This window comes from Sorangiineae bacterium MSr11954 (assembly GCA_037157815.1).
In the GTDB taxonomy this organism is placed as follows: Bacteria; Myxococcota_A; Polyangia; order Polyangiales; family Polyangiaceae; genus Pendulispora; species Pendulispora albinea.
The window spans coordinates 11308970-11324181 of record CP089984.1; the positions used below are offsets into that span (position 1 = coordinate 11308970).

The following is a 15212-nucleotide window of genomic DNA, read 5'->3' on the forward strand; positions in this document are numbered from 1 at the left end:
CGCTCGTCGCCCGGAAATGCCGCTCGGCGGCGCGGCGAACCGCTCGTCCGCGACGCATTGGTGACCGCACCGCGCTTGAATACGATGTCTGCCGGGCCAGTAACGGCTGCGGCGGCGATCCCTTCGCCGCCCCGACACACCTCGTGGCGCCGCTCGCGGCGCGGGAGCCGAGATGAAGCGACGCGATTTCCTTTCGATATGCGCCACCGCCGCGGGAGCCGCGGCGCTCTCGGCGTGCGGGCGAGCGGGTGGCGGGCCGGTGGCGCCGGCGCCCCTGGATGCCGCGGCGTTTCAGGCCTCACGGCGCTTCGTCGCCACACCCTTTGGGCGAATTGCATACGTGGAGCGCGGAAACGGTCCGGCCGCGCTCTTCCTCCACGGCTTCCCGATGAACGGCTTTCAGTGGCGCGCTTCGATCGAGCGGCTGTCGCGGTACCGGCGGTGCCTCGCTCCGGATTTCATCGGGCTGGGCTACACCGAAGCGTCCGAACAGCAAGATCTCTCCCCACAGGCGCAGACCGACATGCTGGCGGCGTTCCTCGATCGGCTCTCGGTTCCCGCGGTCGACCTGATCGCCAACGACAGCGGCGGGACGATCGCGCAGCTCTTCGTGGCGAAGTACCCCGCCCGGGTACGCACGATGCTCCTCACCAACTGCGACGTGCACGAGAACAGCCCGCCCGCGCAGATGCACAACTCGATCGAGAAGGCGCGAGCCGGCCGCTACGATCAGAAAATGGAGCGCCACCTCACGGATCGCGTCTACGCGCGCTCGCCGCAAGGCATCGGCGGATCCGCCTACATCGATCCGGCCCACTTCACCGATGAGGCCATCGAGTACTATTTCAAGCCGCTGGTCGCGTCGCCGATCCGGCGCACGCAGCTCAATCGCCATCTGGCGGCGTTCGAGCCGAATCCGCTCGTCGCCATCGAGCCGGCGCTCCGGCGGTGCACCGCGCCGACGCGGATGGTATGGGGCACCGCCGACCAACTCTTTCCGGTGACGTGGGCCGAGTGGCTCGACCGCGCGCTCCCCGGAACCCGCGGCATACGTCGGGTCGACGCAGGGAAGCTGTTCTGGCCGGAGGAGATGCCCGACATCGTGGCGGAGGAGGCGCGTGCGCTTTGGGGCGTCTAGAGCCTGCGCGCGGCTCCGTCCAACGTCGCGCGCAGCCGCATTCAGCCAGGAGTGTCGCAATGGATCGTAGAGAGTTCATGGAGCTGGCCATCGGTGGACTTGCTGCGGGAGCGCTCGCCGCATGTGGCGCTCGCGCGGCGCGCGGTCCCGCCGCTGGCGGTGTGACGACGAACGCCGCGGCGTTCGGTGCCGCGCGGCGCATGGTCGAGACGCGGTTTGGAAAGATCGCGTATGTCGAGCGGGGCGAGGGGAGCGCGGCGCTGTTCATTCATGGCTTTCCGCTCAATGGGTTTCAATGGCGCGGCGCGCTCGATCGCTTATCGATGTACCGCCGCTGCATCGCTCCCGATCTCATGGGAATGGGATACACCGAGATCCCGGACGGCCAAAGTGTCGCGGCCGGCGCGCAGGCGGAGATGCTCGTCGCGGTGCTCGATGCACTCTCGATCTCCGCGGTCGATCTGGTCGCGAATGACAGCGGCGGTGCAGTCGCACAAATCCTCGTCGCGCGCCATCCTGCGCGATTCCGGACCCTGCTATTGACCAACTGCGACACCGAGAACGACAGCCCGCCGCCCGCGCTGTTCCCCGGCATCCATCAGGCGCGAGCGGGGAGGTGGGTCGACGAATGGCTCGCGCCGCAGCTCGCGGACAAGAACTTCTGTCGATCCGAAAAGGGGCTCGGCGGCGGCGCGTACACCGATCCTGCGCGCCTGACCGACGAGGCGATCGACTACTACTTCGCGCCGATCTTGAGCTCTCCGCGGCGCAAGGCGCAGGGAGACGCTTATTGCGCGGCGCTCCTGCCCAACCCGCTCGCCGGGATCCAGCCGCTGCTCCAGCGCTGCGAGGTGCCGGTGCGGATCGTGTGGGGGACGGGCGATTTGGTCTTCTCGGCGGCGAATCCCGACTACCTCGCTCGCACATTTCCCAAGTCGCGCGGCGTGCGCCGCATTCCCGGGGCAAAGCTCTTCTTCCCGGAGGAGCTCCCGGACATCATCGCCGAGGACGCGCGCCGCTTGTGGGGCGCCGGCGAGCACGGGCTAGCTCCTCGATGAGCCAGTACGACCTGGTGGCTCCCATGCGCTCTTCTTCGAGGACGGCACCGCGCCGCGCCGGCGGCTTCGCCTTCGGACGGGCGGCTCATGGCTTAACGACGTCACGCGCTCGCCGAGATCGACATTCTCAACGCGGCCTTTGCCTTTGCTTCTCTTTGCGCCCTTCCCACGTCGCCGCGGCCTCCTCCTCGGCTTCCCATTCACCCCCGGTGTCCGACGGCGCAACCCGCACCCTCCCCGGCGACGGCTCGAACCTCGCTCGCCGCTCCGCGGGCGCCGCCATCTGCCGCGCCTCGCGGGGGACCCTCCGTGCCATTCGCTCGTCGTGCTGGCGCTGCTGGTTCTCGTACCACCACTTCTCGCCCGCATCGTGCTCCCGGAAGTCTTGCTCGCTGGCTGTCAGCGCGACGAGCGCGTGAATGGCCAGGCCGATGCCCCAGCCAACCAGGGGTAAGAACCAGATCCACCACGGGGTGAAGCTCAAAAGAACGAGGCCGAGCACCAGGATCCCAGCGTTGACGATTCCGTAGACCCCCGCGTGCCGATAGAGGTTCAGCCGCTGTTGGCGGAACCAGGCATCGCGCTTCTTCACGAAATCGCCGTCCGCGGCGCTCGGCTGCTGCTTGCTGGCTCGCAGCGCGCGGCTGGCCTCCCGCAGGGAATCGGGATCGATCCCCACTTCGGCTGCGACGGCGAGCAGATCTTCGAAGCTAAGCTTGGTCGAACCCTCGCGCTCACCTTGCTGATCAATGGCTTTGGCCAGCACATCGCGCACCTCGCCCGTCGAGAAACGCTGCGCGTCGGTCGCGCCCCGCGCTAGCTGCTCGGGGGCTCGTCGGGGCTTCGCCGATTCGGGCTCGTCGCCTGCGCGAACGGCGGCGTCGAGGGCGTGCGCGACGTCGTCCATGGACGGGAAGCGATTCTCGGGGCGCTTCTCGAGCGCTCGGAGGACCACGTCCTGGATGGCGCGCGGCACCGCGGCCTGATCGAGGGGAGCGCGGTCGACACGATCGATGAGCACCGACGCCATGACGGCCATCGCATCACCCGATTCGCGCCAAGGAAGCCGGCCCGCGAGCAGCTCGTAAGCGACGACACCCCACGCGAACTGGTCGGTGCGACCGTCGAGCGCCTCGCCGAGGATTTGCTCGGGCGCCATGTAGGAAGGGGTTCCCAGCTTGACGCCCTCGATCGTGAGCGTCGGGAGCGCGGGCGCCGCCGCCGTGCCGTGGGGACCGAGGCTGCCGCCCTGGCGACGGGCGATGCCGAAGTCGAGCACCTTCACCACCCCGTCCTCGCGGACCATCACGTTCTCGGGCTTGATGTCGCGGTGGACGAGCCCGCGTTTGTGCGCCACGGCGAGCGCCCGGGCCACGTCGGCGAGCTCCGCGACGCGCGTCGCCGCTGGGACCGAAGCATCTCCGACCGCTTCGCGCAGCGTCCGGCCCAAGACGAGCTCCATGACGATGAACGGCGTTCCCTCGTACTCGCCGACGTCGAAGATGGAGACGGCGTTGGGGTGGTCGAAGGCAGCCGCCGCGCGCGCCTCGCGGAGGAGGCGAGCGTTGGCCTCGGCGTCGGCCCGTTCGTCGCGCTGCCCGTCGGAGATGACCTTGAGAGCCACACGCCTCCCGAGCCGCGTGTCATGGGCGCGGTAGACGCATCCCATCCCTCCCTGCCCGAGTGGCGCCTCAATCGTGTAGCGCTCGAACGTGTCGCCCGGCTTCAGCATAGGGCGGAAGCATAGTCGATGCGCGCCTCGTGCGCCGAGGGCCGAGCACGGGCTCGTGAGGATCATGCCCGCGTCCGGGCGTGGAGGACGCGGCGAACGCGATTTCGCTCGCTCGGCTCCTCGACGCCGCGGCGCAATTTTCTATGTCCTCACGCCGCAATGGGGTCGACCTACGCCGCCGCCCTCCCATGAGGAGAACCAGCTCGCCGAGATGCATGAGGGGGCGAGAACGTCTTCGGCATCGCAGTCATTTGCTCCCAGTCCTTCAGTACCGCGTTGCCCGTAGAATCATGAAGACGGTCCTCGCTCGAAGCGATATGGGCCCGAGCTTGGACGCTATTCGAGCTGGAAAACGGCGAGCGCCTCAGCGCCCGCGATCGATACGGATGAAGGTGTCTGCGCCCGTCGTGAAAGCCTCGAAGATGTCGAGCTGCCGATTCGCGGCGCCCGCCTCTTCGACCGGGCCCGTGCGTCGTTCGCTTGCAGCCACATGCCAGAGGGTCTCCAGGCGATCGTGTCGCAAGAGCCCGGTCCATGCCGCCACGATGGGACCACCAGCCAGGCAGAACGTGAGCCGATCCGCCGCATGAAATCCGCTCACCCGGATCCGTGCGTCCTTGATGCCGCCGTCCACCGCAGAGGTGAACCACCCCGCGATGTTCCCGCCCTCATCGCTGGTGATATCGAGGATCGATCCGTATTGGTTTTTCCACGTGCCAGTCCAGTTCATGCAGTCAAGCTCCTGATCATGGGTTGTACGCGCGACATGGAGCCCTCCGCAGCCTTCGTCAAGGGCCGGTTTCTCGCGCGATCGCCGCGGTGCGATGCACGCATCGATCCGCTTCTTCTGCCAACCCACGCAGGCGTCACTTGGCGCGGTACGCCGCCACGTCGATCACGGCATCGGAGCGATTCGGCCGCGATCGGTAATCCTCGGGATATGTGAAATTTAGGCATTGACCTAAGTATCTGCGTGCGCAATGGTTATGCACATGCCTAACTATCGTGGCGCACCGCGCATGGCACGGCGCGAGCTCCTCACCGTGGCGGGGGCGAGCATTCTGGCCGCATGCAGCGACCCGCTGGCGAAGATCGCCCCGCGCACCGAAGGTGGCTCCACCCGCGAGGTACTCGCCCCCTACGTGGAGCGCGGCGAGGTTCCCGGGCTGGTCGCGCTGGTCGCGCGGGGCCATCGCGAGGAGCTGCTCGTCATGGGGACGACGGCGCAGGGCTCGCGCGGCGCGGTGGAGGCGGACACCATCTTCCGGATTACGTCCATCACGAAGCCTCTCACCGCCACGGCGGCCATGATGCTGATCGGAGACGGCAAGCTCGCGCTCGACGAGCCCGTTGCGCGCTGGCTCCCCGAGCTATCGCATCCCAAGGTGCTCGAGCGAATCGATGGCCCGCTCGACCGGGTCGTGCCTGCGGCACGCGCGATCACCGTGCGCGACCTCCTCTCCTGCCGCATGGGTGCGGGCCTTCTGTTCGACGCCGAACGGTACCCGATTCAGAAGGCCACCGAGGAGCTCTTGGGCGAGGCGATGCCCGCACCGGCCAAACTCATTGCGCCCGACGAGTGGCTCGGCCGATTTGCGACATTGCCGCTGATGCATCAACCCGGTGAGCGCTGGATGTACAACACGAGCGGCATGGTCCTCGGAATTCTCATGGCGCGGGCGGCGCGAATGCCCCTCGATGCCATTTTGCGCGAGCGCCTCTTCGGGCCACTCGGGATGCATGACACCGATTTCAGCGTACCCGCGTCGAAGCTCCATCGATTCACGGCCAGCTACCTGGCCGACCCCAACACCGGCGCGCTGTCGCTCTACGATCCGCCCGAAGGGCAGTGGGCCCGGCCGCCGCTCCACCCGAGCGGCGGCGAAGGCCTGGTGTCCACGGCGCCCGACCTCCTGCGATTCTCCCGATTCCTACTCGCTCGGGGCACGTTCGGTGGCAAACGTCTGCTCTCCGAAGCGGCGGTCGAGCAAATGACGCACGACGTATTGACGCCGGAAAATAAGGCCTTCGGCGCCATGGTACCGGGGTACTTCGACCACCACGGCTGGGGGTTCGGCATGGCGGTCGTCACCGCGCGCGACGATCAACACATGCCTCCCGGGAGCTACGGTTGGGACGGTGGGCTCGGCAGCACGTGGTACGCCGACCCGAGCACGAACACCACCGGTATCCTCCTCGCGTCGCGCGCGTGGACGAATCCGTCACCCCCGCGGATGTTTCAGGAGTTCTGGCGTCACGTCTATGTCTGATGCCATTTAATTGCAAACGCGACGGATATCGTGGTTGGCCAACGGGCGTCGCCTATGACGTGGGACGATTTCGTCGGTAAGAGCAAATTCTGAGACGTGAGCGCGTAGATAGGCAAAGACCCAGCCGCGGCCGATGCCGTTCGCCGCCCCGCGCCCCGTCGGCACGTTGCCAGACGTCACGCGTTGCGCGCCACGCGTGCCCGGTGATGTCCGATAATGAGCTGGTGCATCGCACATTTTGATCCGAGATCGTCCACGGCTCGAATTAGGCAATTCGGCTGCACGAAGAAAGCACCCGCGCGCCGCATGGTAACCACGCCGCGGTTCATAGCGGGACGCAGCGATAGTACGCGACGCCATCCGACATGAACGCATCGGGGCGCGACCACTCCGCGGCGGTCGCCGTGAAATCGACGCGCGCGGCGTGGTTCGAGGAGAGGAAGCCGGCGGCCGTCGCGTCCGTGGGCACGTCCTTGTAATCGTCGTAGCGCAAGAGCGCATAACGCCGGCCGGAGACGAGCCCCGATACCGTGACCTTGGCGTGGAGCTGCACCGGCGCCTCGCCCTTGGAGACATTGGGCTCGTCGTTTCGGTCGACGGACAGCCGAACGGGCAGGGTCGCAGCGCGTTCGTCCACGATTCCGGTCACCGCGGTGCCGTAATCGACGTCGCGCGGGACGCAGCCGCCTGCCGACGAATCGTAGGCACACTTCCTCCGTGTCGCGGAGAGGTTGCCCATGGTGCGGTGTACGCGATCTCCGAAGTTGGAATTGAACCAAAGCGTGTCCGCCGGATCGTACGAGGACGTGCTCGCGTACTCGACGCCCACCGCCGGGATGATGTGGTCGTAGTCCGAATCGTTGCTGCCGGCGAGGTACACGGCAAAAATCGTCGGGTGACCTTGGCTCAAATGAGCCTTGAGCCAAACCGAGAACGCTTCGAACTGAGGCTTCGGCTCATTGGAGTTCCAATTCTTGAACTCGAAATGAAGGCGCTCCAACGTCTTCGACTCGTTGACCCCGAGCAGCACCTCGCCGCCGGCCACCTTGCGCACCACCTTCTGAGAGATCCACGACCCATAGTGCAGCCCGATCGACTGAATCGACGTTTCACCGCAATACCCGTGGCCGTTGGGCCATTGGGCGCGCGGTGGAATGTCGATTTGGCTCGCGTGCGACGCAAGCAGGCCCACGGCAAGGCACAACCCGAAACGCAAAGGGAGGATCATTTCCTTAATGACGCTCTCTCGCGGCACGTCGCGCACGAAAAACGCGGTCGCGGTCGCTTTTTCGCGCCCGGTCGGTCCGCCACCGCGCGCGCTGACCGTCAGCCCGTCGGGGGCTTGCTGCCATTGACCGCGAATTGAGCGGCGAAGGCTCGCTCGTAGGCGGGCCGCGCTTCGCCGCGGGCGACATAAGCGGCCAGTTTGGGGAATTCGTCCAGAATGCCCGATGGTCTCGTCCTGAGCAGCACCGACGCCATCATCAAGTCGCCGGCGCTGAACGCACCATCGAGCCAGTCGGCATCGCCCAGGCGAACGGAGAGTTGGCCGAGCCGTTCGCGGACGCGATCCTCGACCAGAGGTAGGCGCTCCGCGCTCCAGGGCTTGTCGCGCTCCAGGATCCTTGCGGTTACGAGCTCGAGGATCGGGGGCTCGATCGTGTTGACCGCCGCAAACATCCATGTGATCGCGCGCGCCCGAGCACGGGCATCGTCCGGCAGCAAGCCCGCATGTCGCTGGGCGAGGTGAAGCACGATCGACCCTGTCTCGAAGAGCGCGAGATCGCCTTCCTCATAGGTCGGAATTTGGCCGAAAGGATGAAGCGCCAGATGCGCGGGTTCCTTCATCGCGCGAAACGAAACAAAGCGAACCTCGTAAGGTTGCCCCACTTCCTCGAGCGCCCAGCGAACGCGCGTATCACGCGCCAGTCCCTTGCCGCCATCGGGTGAGCGTTCAAAGGCGGTAATGGTGATGGTCATCGAGAGACTCCTCCTATCCGAACATCATCGGCTGCGGGGGCCGAACTTTGCAAGCATGGCCGGGCGCTCGCCATGGAAACGTGAGCGCAACCTTTTTACGATACGATTTCACTTCACGATGCCAATTGCCCAATGGGAATGGGAACGTGAGCCGGAGTCCGTCGCGGCCGCTTCTCACGGGCCGGGAGAGCTCCGCCGCCGGGGATAAAACCGCACCTCGCGCAGATCTCGAAGCGCCTTTTGCCAGAGCGCATCGAACCCGTGCGCGAGGCTCTCCGCGAGCGCAGCGTCGCGCACCAAGAGCGAGGCGAATCGTCCCTCGGGGACGAAAGGGTGATCCAGGGAGAGGATCACCGTATCGTCGTCGATGACATGGAACGGGTGCCCGAGCTCTCCGGAGTAGCGGATCCCCGACAAATGCGCCATCGATGGGCCGTATGCGCGGAGAAACGCGAGCAGCGCCGGCGCCGTGCGATCCGAAAATCCGAACACCACGCGGTGCTCGAACTTCCGGCCCGTCTGCGCGCGCGAAAGGCGCTTCCAGAGATCGAACCCGTCCTTTGCCACCCGATCCATGCTCGCTAGATCGCCTTCTTCGAGGTACGAGAGGACCCGCGTTCGCGCGGTGGCCAAGCGGGAGAGATGCCGTTTGACGTGGCTCTCGGTCCCGAGCGCGAGATCGACGAAGGTTTGCCGGCCGCGAAGTCGTCCGGGGAGCTCGGACAGCGCCTCGCGAAGCTGCGTCGAGCGCTGCGCGAAGTCCTCGGCCCGCTCGCGAGCGAGCTCGACCAGGCGATCGACCACCAGCTCGGGGGGCAATGCCGAATAGAGCTTGGGTCGCGTTTTCTGCACCTCGCAAAGCCCTAGGCGTCCCAGTTTCTCCATCGCCAAGTAGATTTTCGACGTCGGGATCTCCCCTTGGCGGCAGAGGCTCGCCGCATCGGCGACCCCCAAAATACCGAGGGTAACCAGCGCCCGCTTCTCGTACAGAGAAAACCCGGCCTCGTCCAGCAGAGCGAGCTTGCTCCAGCGCATGACCCTTTCTACTCCAAAAAGTAGATGAATTCGAGCACCGCTGGGAGCACGTTTGTTTTGCGCGCTGCACACGACCCGCGGCGCAGGAGAGCACCACATGAGCACCCCGGCACAACCCGAAGCCCCGACGTTCCGTCCCCAGGTCATTCCTAGTCTCATGGTCCAAGCGGTGGAGCCGCTGCGCGACTTCTACATCGGCAAACTCGGTTTCGAGCATATGATGGGCATCGTCGGAAAAGACGGCGCTTTCGACTTTTGCATCGTCACCCGAGATGGCAACGGCGTGATGATCGGCCGTCCGGAGAAACCGGAAGCGGCCGTCTCACTCCAGAGCAATGTCCCGCGCTCTCTCGAATTGTACATTTATGTCGAGAACGTCGACCGGTACCATGCAGAAATCACGGGCCGTGGCGTCGCCGTCGTGGATGCCCTTCAAACGCAATGGTGGGGCGATCGCACCTTTGCCGTCAAGGATCCGTACGGATATCAAATTTGGTTCTGTCAACCGACCGGAGAATTCTCCCCGCCGGAGGGCGTCAAAGTCATTTGATCCTCCGAAGGCGCCCGGGCGCTCTCCGGCGGCCGCGGCGCCGCGCGCTGCACGCTGAACCCGATGCGTTCGCGCAACGCTGTGCGGCGATGCGTCGCGCGCTCGAGCCAGCCCAGCCCTTACGCCATCGCCTTCGGGGGCGACGCATTCGTGGGCGATGTCGTCGGGCGTGCGCGCGATGATCGAAAATCATCGAGGCACTTTGGATCAGGTACCCAGCAATGTGCTTCCAATCATCCGATACGACGCGAAGTGTTTTCCGCCATTTGGATTGTACCGATGGTCTACACTTCGACGTCGATGAAGCCGTCTCGCCGCTCGCCGCGTCGAAAGCATCCGTGGGCATGGCTCGCGGCCGTGGCTTGCATCGGCCAGATCGCCGCGTGCAAATCCGCGTCGTCCACGTCGACGCCTTTTCTCGAGCTGGAGCAGCGGACACGCAGCGGCGAGATCCCCAATATTCATTCGGTGCTGGTGCTGCAGCACGGCAAGACCCTGGCCGAATGGTATCTCGCCGGCGACGACAGTGAGCGCGGCCGCGCACTGGGAACGGTGAACCACGACCCGACGACCCTCCATGATGCGCGCTCGATCAGCAAGAGCGTGGTCTCGCTTCTATTCGGGATCGCCGTTTCCGACCGTGTCGTGAAAAGTCTGGACGCTCCCGTGCTCGACCACTTCCCCGAATACGCCGATTTGCGAACTCCCGATCGGCTCAAGATTCGGCTGCGTGACCTGCTGTCCATGACGATGGGGGTGGCCTGGGACGAGGAGAGCGCGCCCTATGGTGACCTGCGCAACAACGACACGGCCATGGATATGGCCCCGGACCGCTACCGCTATGCTCTCGAACGGCCCATCGTCGCCCCGCCCGGAGAGAAGTTCCAATACAGTGGCGCCTGCACGGCGCTCGCTGCGGCCATCCTGGCGCGGGCTACCGGCGTGCCGCTGGACGTCTACGCTCAGCAGAAGTTGTGGGAACCGCTGGGCGTCACAAAGCAGGTCTGGTTGAAGGACGAAAAGGGCGTGCCCATCGCCGCTTCGGGCTTGAGGCTCACCCCGCGCGACATGGGCAAGATCGGTCAAATGATTCTCGACCATGGCCGTTGGAATGGCCAACAGGTCGTCCCCGTCGCTTGGATCGACGATGCCACGGCGTTGCACGCGCAGATGGATCCAGATCCGAAGTGTGGGTGGGGTTACGGATATCACTTTTGGCGCTCGCCGGGCTGCATCGTGACCCCGCCCACGCCGTTGGTCATGGCGGCCGGCTACGGTGGCCAGCGGATCTGGATGGTCCCGTCGCGGGATTTGGTGGTGGTCGTGACCGCCGGCAACTACGAACGGCGAGACCAGAGCAAGATCTCCTCGTCGGTGCTGACCGGCGTGCTCGCCATCGTTCCGGCTCCCTGAGCCGCCTGCTCTCGAGCCGAGGACGAAACCTCGAGGCCAACGCGCTCCCTCGTACGTTCGGTTTCGCGACCGGGTATGACGCATTCCACCGGCGGTGTCTCGGTATCCTCGGTCGCAATAACGATTAACTCGGTGCTTTGGTCCGGTTGGTCATCACGTGCGTTGGGATCGACGCTCGGGTACCGGCCGGCCGAAGCCGCGCTGTCTGGCCCAGGTCTCGATCGCGTACGCCGCCGAAAGGACGGCGCGATCGCCACGGCGCCGGCCGATGATCTGCAGGCCGAAGGGCAGCCCCGCCGCGTCGCGGCCGAAGGGGAGCGCCACCGAGGGCAGGCCGGCGAAGGTCGGGCCGTAGGCCAGCGCCAGCCAGTGAAAGTAGCTCGAGAGTTTGGCGCCGTTCATCGCGGCCGGATACCAGTCCTCCCATGGAAAGGGCGGGTGGCCGGCCACCGGGCAGATCACCACGTCGACCCCGTCCAGGAAGGCGTCGGCATCGCGCAGCACCCGGGTCTGGACTGTCAGCGCCTCGGCCACATCGCGCAGGCCGAGCGCGAGGCCCGCGGCCACGTTGGCGGTGACATTGGGGCCGACGCGATCGGGCGTGTCCTCCACCTTTTCACGATGCGCGGCCACGAAGCTCACGGCCCGCAAGGTGGCGAAGGCTCGATCGACGCCGGTCATGTCGACCGTGAAGGATGCGCGATGCGCGAACGCTGGCTCCAGCGCATGCTGGGCCGCGCGGAACGCGTGGCGGACGCGATCGTCGACCGGGGCGAAGCCGAGGTCCTCGGTGAAGGCCGCCGTGAGGGTGCTCAGATCCGGAGCCTCGAGGTGCCGAAAGGGCCCGCCCTCGATACCGAGCGACAGAGGATCGCGGGGATCGTCGCCGACCATGACCGAGAGCATCAGCGCCACGTCGGCCACGGTCCGCGCCATGGGGCCGTCGACCGAGAGCGGCGACCAGGCATGACCGCGCGTTTCGGTCGGGATGGCGCCGGGGGTCGGGCGGAAGCCAACCACGCCGCAGAAGGCGGCCGGAGTGCGAAGACTGCCGGCGAGATCGGAGCCGGTGGCCAGTGGGAACATGCCGCAGGCCAGGGCCGCCGCCGAACCGCCGGAGGAGCCGCCGCAGGTCAGACGAGGGTCGAAGGGGTTGCGGGTCGGGCCGAACACCTCGTTGCGGGTATTGGCACCGGCGCCGAACTCCGGCGTGTTGGTCTTTGCCAGCACGATCGCTCCGGCCCGGCGCAAGACCGCGACCACCCGCTCGTCCGCCGGCGGCACGTGATCGGCAAACAAGGGCGAGCCATACGTGGTTCTTAGCCCTTCGGTCTCGCTGAGGTCCTTGATGCCAATCGGCAAACCGTGCAGCGGCCCGAGCGGGTCGCCGCGACGCACGGCCGCCTCGGCTTCTCGCGCCTCGGCACGTGCCCGCTCGAACGCGGTGGCGGTGATGGCGTTGACCGTCGGGTTGGCCTCCTCGATTCGTGCGATGCAGCTTTCCACCAAGTCGACCGGCGAGAGCTCACCCGCGCCGATCTGTCGCCGCAATTCGATCGCGTCGCGATCACATGGCTCCGTCATATTTGCCTCGGACTAGGAATGCATCGAGAGATACTCATTCGAGATAGAGACAAGTATATACGATATCGAAGGCTCTGACTTTCTGGCGGCTGGCGTATTTTCGGACTCCTCGACCGTCGTCCGTGGGCGCCGGGGACGTGGGCCGTATCGACCCGTCGAGCACGAGTCGCCTCGGGTTCCACCTGAAACCGGTCAACGAGATTGGGACGTGTCCATGGCCTGAAGATCATCCGGAGTGAAAAGAAAATCCCAGAGCGCCCGGGTCCTTGCCGTCATGGTATCGCGTTGGGGGATGTGCCATTCACTCTTCGGCGCGAGGACCTTTGCGTAAATGGCTTCGAACACGCGCTTGGGTCGATTCGGTTCGATCATATCGATATCCCATGCGGGCATGATCCCGACGAGCTGAAATCCGAATCGCTCGTAAATGAGCTGTTGATGCTTCGACTTCAATGTGACGAACGTGTAAACGACGCTCGCGCCCAGCTTCTTGGCGGCCGCATCGAAGAGCATGATGCCGAGGAGGCCAACGGCACCCCGGCGGTGGTCGGGCGCCAGGGCCCCCATGCGCGAGGTCACCGTCCGGCTTCGCTCGTCCTTGGTCAGCATGACGAGACCGACGATACCCTCCGCGTGCCGGAGCACGAGGGCGAGGGTATCTCGCTCCTCCTCGGTCTCGAGGAGTTGGACCGATCGATGGTAGTACTCCTCGTCGAGATGGTAGCTCTCGGCTCCAACCACCACGTCGGGGTACCAGGTCCTCAACGCGTCGGCCACGAATGGAACTTCCGCGGCCGATAACAGCCCGACCGAATACCCCGGGGGCATGGAGATGGTTTCGACGAGTTCACCTACGGGGGGCCAGCGCATTGGGCACAAAACTGCCCCAACCGAAGCGCGAAGACCAGGGATAGTTTCCGTCGCCGGCGCTCGTCGGGAGACCCCTCCATCGCGCCAGCGATCCGGGCCTTCGGGCGCCCGGCCCGCAAGGCCGCGGAGCGCACCGCGTCCACGCGCGTTCACGCGTTGGTCTTCGACACTCGGGCATCGGCAGCCGCTGGGTCTCGGCAGCTGCGTCGTGCGATCTCTTCTGGAGTGGGGCTTCCCGAGCGCGACCCTCACCTCAGGTCGTTGCGTCGTGCGATCTCTTCCGGCGTGGGCTCCTCGAGCGCGAACGATCCCGTCTTGACGTCGCCCGCACGCGTGTACGCCGCGACGATGATCCCATTTGGCGACACTTGGGAGCTCTCGAGCCGAAAGCCGGCCGGCTTCGCGCTGCTGCCGAACAGGCGCTTGCCCCTCCCGAGCACGATCGGATAGACGAGGAGGCGCAGCTCGTCGACGAGATCGTTTGCAAAGAGCGTCTGGAGGAAGTCGCTCGAGCCCTGCGTGAGCAGCGCGAGGCCCTCTTCTTTTTTCAGCTCGCGAAGCTTCGCGACGGGATCGGGACCGAGGGTACGGCTGTTGTTCCAAGCCAGCGATTCGGGACGATGCGTTGCGACATGCTTCGTAACGCGGTTGAATGCCTCTGCAATCGCGAAATCAGGCGCGTTTGGATCGGTGATGTGCGGCCAGTGCGCGGCGAAGATATCGTACGTCTTGCGCCCGAGCAGGAGCTCGTACGGCTTCGACAAGAGCTCGCCCATCGCTGCCCCCACGACATCGTCGGGGTACCCGGCGACCCATCCTCCATGCTCGAACCCGCCCGTCGGGTCTTCCTCGGGCCCACCGGGTGCTTGCATGACTCCATCCAGGCTCACGAACGCGGCAACCATGATCTTTCGCATGACGATGTCTCCTTTTCCGTGGAGGCGTCGCTCGACCACGCTGCCGATCGACATGACCCCGGACGAAAAAAATCCGGTGCCCGATCCGCGCTTCCACCTTGTCAGGACTTTCAGCACCAACAGAACAGCGGTGGGTGGTCGAAAATGGGCTGTGCGCGATCGCCGCGCCGACGCCGGCGTGCGGGAGACCACGGGCGCTCGAACATTGGATTTCCGCGAAACGTAGCCGGCACCCGAGGGAGCCGACTACGCCCCTTTGACGTAGCCGCGCGCTTCGACGATAAACCCTCCTTGCACGCGCATCACATTGATGCCGCGAACGTTTCCGCCGGGCCAGTGCAGGCGCCAATAGATGAGCGCATGCTCACCCAAGATCACGGTTTCATCGAGGTCGAAGCGAATGTTGGGATCGCCTGCGATTCCGCGCCACACGCTCAGACAACCCGCGCGCCCCGTATAGCGTGCGCCATCTGGAGCTGGGTTGGTGTTCTCGAGCACGCAATGCTCGCCGATGAGATCGTCGAGGAGCGCGGGCTCGTGGCGCTGGAACGCATCGTTGAATCGGCGTATCACCTCGGTCGTGTCTCGTTTTTCCGCGCTCATGGGTGGTCCTTTCGTGACGTGCGGCGCAGATTGTGAGCTCCGGGCGACCGCCCGACTTGATG

At 65.7% G+C, this 15212-nt stretch carries 15 protein-coding genes; 6 read left to right on the plus strand and 9 right to left on the minus strand.

Annotated elements, in window-relative coordinates; all coding sequences use genetic code 11:
• Positions 1-172: 172 nt before the first annotated feature.
• Positions 173-1138: an alpha/beta hydrolase gene (locus LZC94_44345; protein WXB14837.1), complete on the plus strand. Its 966-nt coding sequence runs from the start codon at positions 173-175 to the stop codon at positions 1136-1138.
• 59 nt (positions 1139-1197) lie between these two features.
• The gene (locus tag LZC94_44350; protein ID WXB14838.1) at positions 1198-2196 is read left to right on the plus strand and encodes an alpha/beta hydrolase; all 999 of its coding nucleotides are present in this window, start codon (positions 1198-1200) and stop codon (positions 2194-2196) included.
• 127 nt (positions 2197-2323) lie between these two features.
• On the opposite strand, the gene LZC94_44355 is transcribed toward LZC94_44350, so the two are convergent.
• Positions 2324-3928, minus strand: a complete 1605-nt coding sequence (locus LZC94_44355) for a protein kinase (protein WXB14839.1) — start codon at positions 3926-3928, stop codon at positions 2324-2326.
• Between the two features lie 364 nt (positions 3929-4292).
• Positions 4293-4658 carry an avidin/streptavidin family protein gene (locus LZC94_44360; GenBank protein ID WXB14840.1) on the minus strand — a complete coding sequence of 122 codons (366 nt, stop codon included), beginning with the start codon at positions 4656-4658 and terminating at the stop codon, positions 4293-4295.
• Positions 4659-4920: 262 nt separating this feature from the next.
• Here LZC94_44360 and LZC94_44365 point away from each other — a divergent pair, with 262 nt between their 5' ends.
• Complete coding sequence (locus tag LZC94_44365; GenBank protein WXB14841.1) at positions 4921-6198, plus strand: beta-lactamase family protein; 1278 nt, start codon at positions 4921-4923, stop codon at positions 6196-6198.
• 325 nt (positions 6199-6523) lie between these two features.
• Here LZC94_44365 and LZC94_44370 read toward each other — a convergent pair whose 3' ends face one another.
• From LZC94_44370 to LZC94_44380, 3 genes are all read right to left on the minus strand, one after another.
• Positions 6524-7426, minus strand: a complete 903-nt coding sequence (locus LZC94_44370; protein WXB14842.1) for a C39 family peptidase — start codon at positions 7424-7426, stop codon at positions 6524-6526.
• 98 nt (positions 7427-7524) lie between these two features.
• Positions 7525-8178 carry a glutathione S-transferase family protein gene (locus LZC94_44375; GenBank protein ID WXB14843.1) on the minus strand — a complete coding sequence of 218 codons (654 nt, stop codon included), beginning with the start codon at positions 8176-8178 and terminating at the stop codon, positions 7525-7527.
• 174 nt (positions 8179-8352) lie between these two features.
• On the minus strand, positions 8353-9213 hold the full coding sequence (locus tag LZC94_44380; GenBank protein ID WXB14844.1) for a hypothetical protein: 861 nt from the start codon (positions 9211-9213) through the stop codon (positions 8353-8355).
• Positions 9214-9310: 97 nt separating this feature from the next.
• Between LZC94_44380 and LZC94_44385 the strand changes: the two genes are divergently transcribed.
• Positions 9311-9763: a VOC family protein gene (locus tag LZC94_44385; GenBank protein WXB14845.1), complete on the plus strand. Its 453-nt coding sequence runs from the start codon at positions 9311-9313 to the stop codon at positions 9761-9763.
• A gap of 279 nt (positions 9764-10042) precedes the next feature.
• On the plus strand, positions 10043-11176 hold the full coding sequence (locus LZC94_44390; GenBank protein ID WXB14846.1) for a beta-lactamase family protein: 1134 nt from the start codon (positions 10043-10045) through the stop codon (positions 11174-11176).
• Positions 11177-11329: 153 nt separating this feature from the next.
• On the opposite strand, the gene LZC94_44395 is transcribed toward LZC94_44390, so the two are convergent.
• The 3 genes from LZC94_44395 to LZC94_44405 all read right to left on the minus strand — a co-directional run bounded on the left by LZC94_44395 (position 11330) and on the right by LZC94_44405 (position 14547).
• Positions 11330-12760, minus strand: coding sequence for a hypothetical protein (locus LZC94_44395; GenBank protein ID WXB14847.1), 1431 nt, complete (start codon positions 12758-12760; stop codon positions 11330-11332).
• A gap of 192 nt (positions 12761-12952) precedes the next feature.
• Positions 12953-13537, minus strand: coding sequence for a GNAT family N-acetyltransferase (locus LZC94_44400; GenBank protein ID WXB14848.1), 585 nt, complete (start codon positions 13535-13537; stop codon positions 12953-12955).
• Positions 13538-13878: 341 nt separating this feature from the next.
• Positions 13879-14547, minus strand: a complete 669-nt coding sequence (locus LZC94_44405; GenBank protein WXB14849.1) for a dihydrofolate reductase family protein — start codon at positions 14545-14547, stop codon at positions 13879-13881.
• Here LZC94_44405 and LZC94_44410 point away from each other — a divergent pair.
• Positions 14534-14773 (plus strand): hypothetical protein, encoded by a 240-nt coding sequence (locus LZC94_44410; protein ID WXB14850.1) that lies wholly within the window; start codon positions 14534-14536, stop codon positions 14771-14773. The two genes, LZC94_44405 and LZC94_44410, sit on opposite strands and share 14 nt — an antisense overlap.
• Positions 14774-14793: 20 nt before the next feature.
• Here LZC94_44410 and LZC94_44415 read toward each other — a convergent pair whose 3' ends face one another.
• Positions 14794-15150: a nuclear transport factor 2 family protein gene (locus LZC94_44415; protein ID WXB14851.1), complete on the minus strand. Its 357-nt coding sequence runs from the start codon at positions 15148-15150 to the stop codon at positions 14794-14796.
• Between the last annotated feature and the right edge of the window lie 62 nt (positions 15151-15212).

Bases quoted from the DNA above. Each gene is read 5' to 3' on its own strand.
- LZC94_44345 (WXB14837.1), top strand. From the start codon at position 173: ATGAAGCGACGCGATTTCCTTTCGATATGCGCCACCGCCGCGGGAGCC.
- LZC94_44350 (WXB14838.1), top strand. From the start codon at position 1,198: ATGGATCGTAGAGAGTTCATGGAGCTGGCCATCGGTGGACTTGCTGCG.
- LZC94_44355 (WXB14839.1), bottom strand. From the start codon at position 3,928: ATGCTGAAGCCGGGCGACACGTTCGAGCGCTACACGATTGAGGCGCCA.
- LZC94_44360 (WXB14840.1), bottom strand. From the start codon at position 4,658: ATGAACTGGACTGGCACGTGGAAAAACCAATACGGATCGATCCTCGAT.
- LZC94_44365 (WXB14841.1), top strand. From the start codon at position 4,921: ATGCCTAACTATCGTGGCGCACCGCGCATGGCACGGCGCGAGCTCCTC.
- LZC94_44370 (WXB14842.1), bottom strand. From the start codon at position 7,426: ATGATCCTCCCTTTGCGTTTCGGGTTGTGCCTTGCCGTGGGCCTGCTT.
- LZC94_44375 (WXB14843.1), bottom strand. From the start codon at position 8,178: ATGACCATCACCATTACCGCCTTTGAACGCTCACCCGATGGCGGCAAG.
- LZC94_44380 (WXB14844.1), bottom strand. From the start codon at position 9,213: ATGCGCTGGAGCAAGCTCGCTCTGCTGGACGAGGCCGGGTTTTCTCTG.
- LZC94_44385 (WXB14845.1), top strand. From the start codon at position 9,311: ATGAGCACCCCGGCACAACCCGAAGCCCCGACGTTCCGTCCCCAGGTC.
- LZC94_44390 (WXB14846.1), top strand. From the start codon at position 10,043: ATGGTCTACACTTCGACGTCGATGAAGCCGTCTCGCCGCTCGCCGCGT.
- LZC94_44395 (WXB14847.1), bottom strand. From the start codon at position 12,760: ATGACGGAGCCATGTGATCGCGACGCGATCGAATTGCGGCGACAGATC.
- LZC94_44410 (WXB14850.1), top strand. From the start codon at position 14,534: ATGATCTTTCGCATGACGATGTCTCCTTTTCCGTGGAGGCGTCGCTCG.
- LZC94_44405 (WXB14849.1), bottom strand. From the start codon at position 14,547: ATGCGAAAGATCATGGTTGCCGCGTTCGTGAGCCTGGATGGAGTCATG.
- LZC94_44415 (WXB14851.1), bottom strand. From the start codon at position 15,150: ATGAGCGCGGAAAAACGAGACACGACCGAGGTGATACGCCGATTCAAC.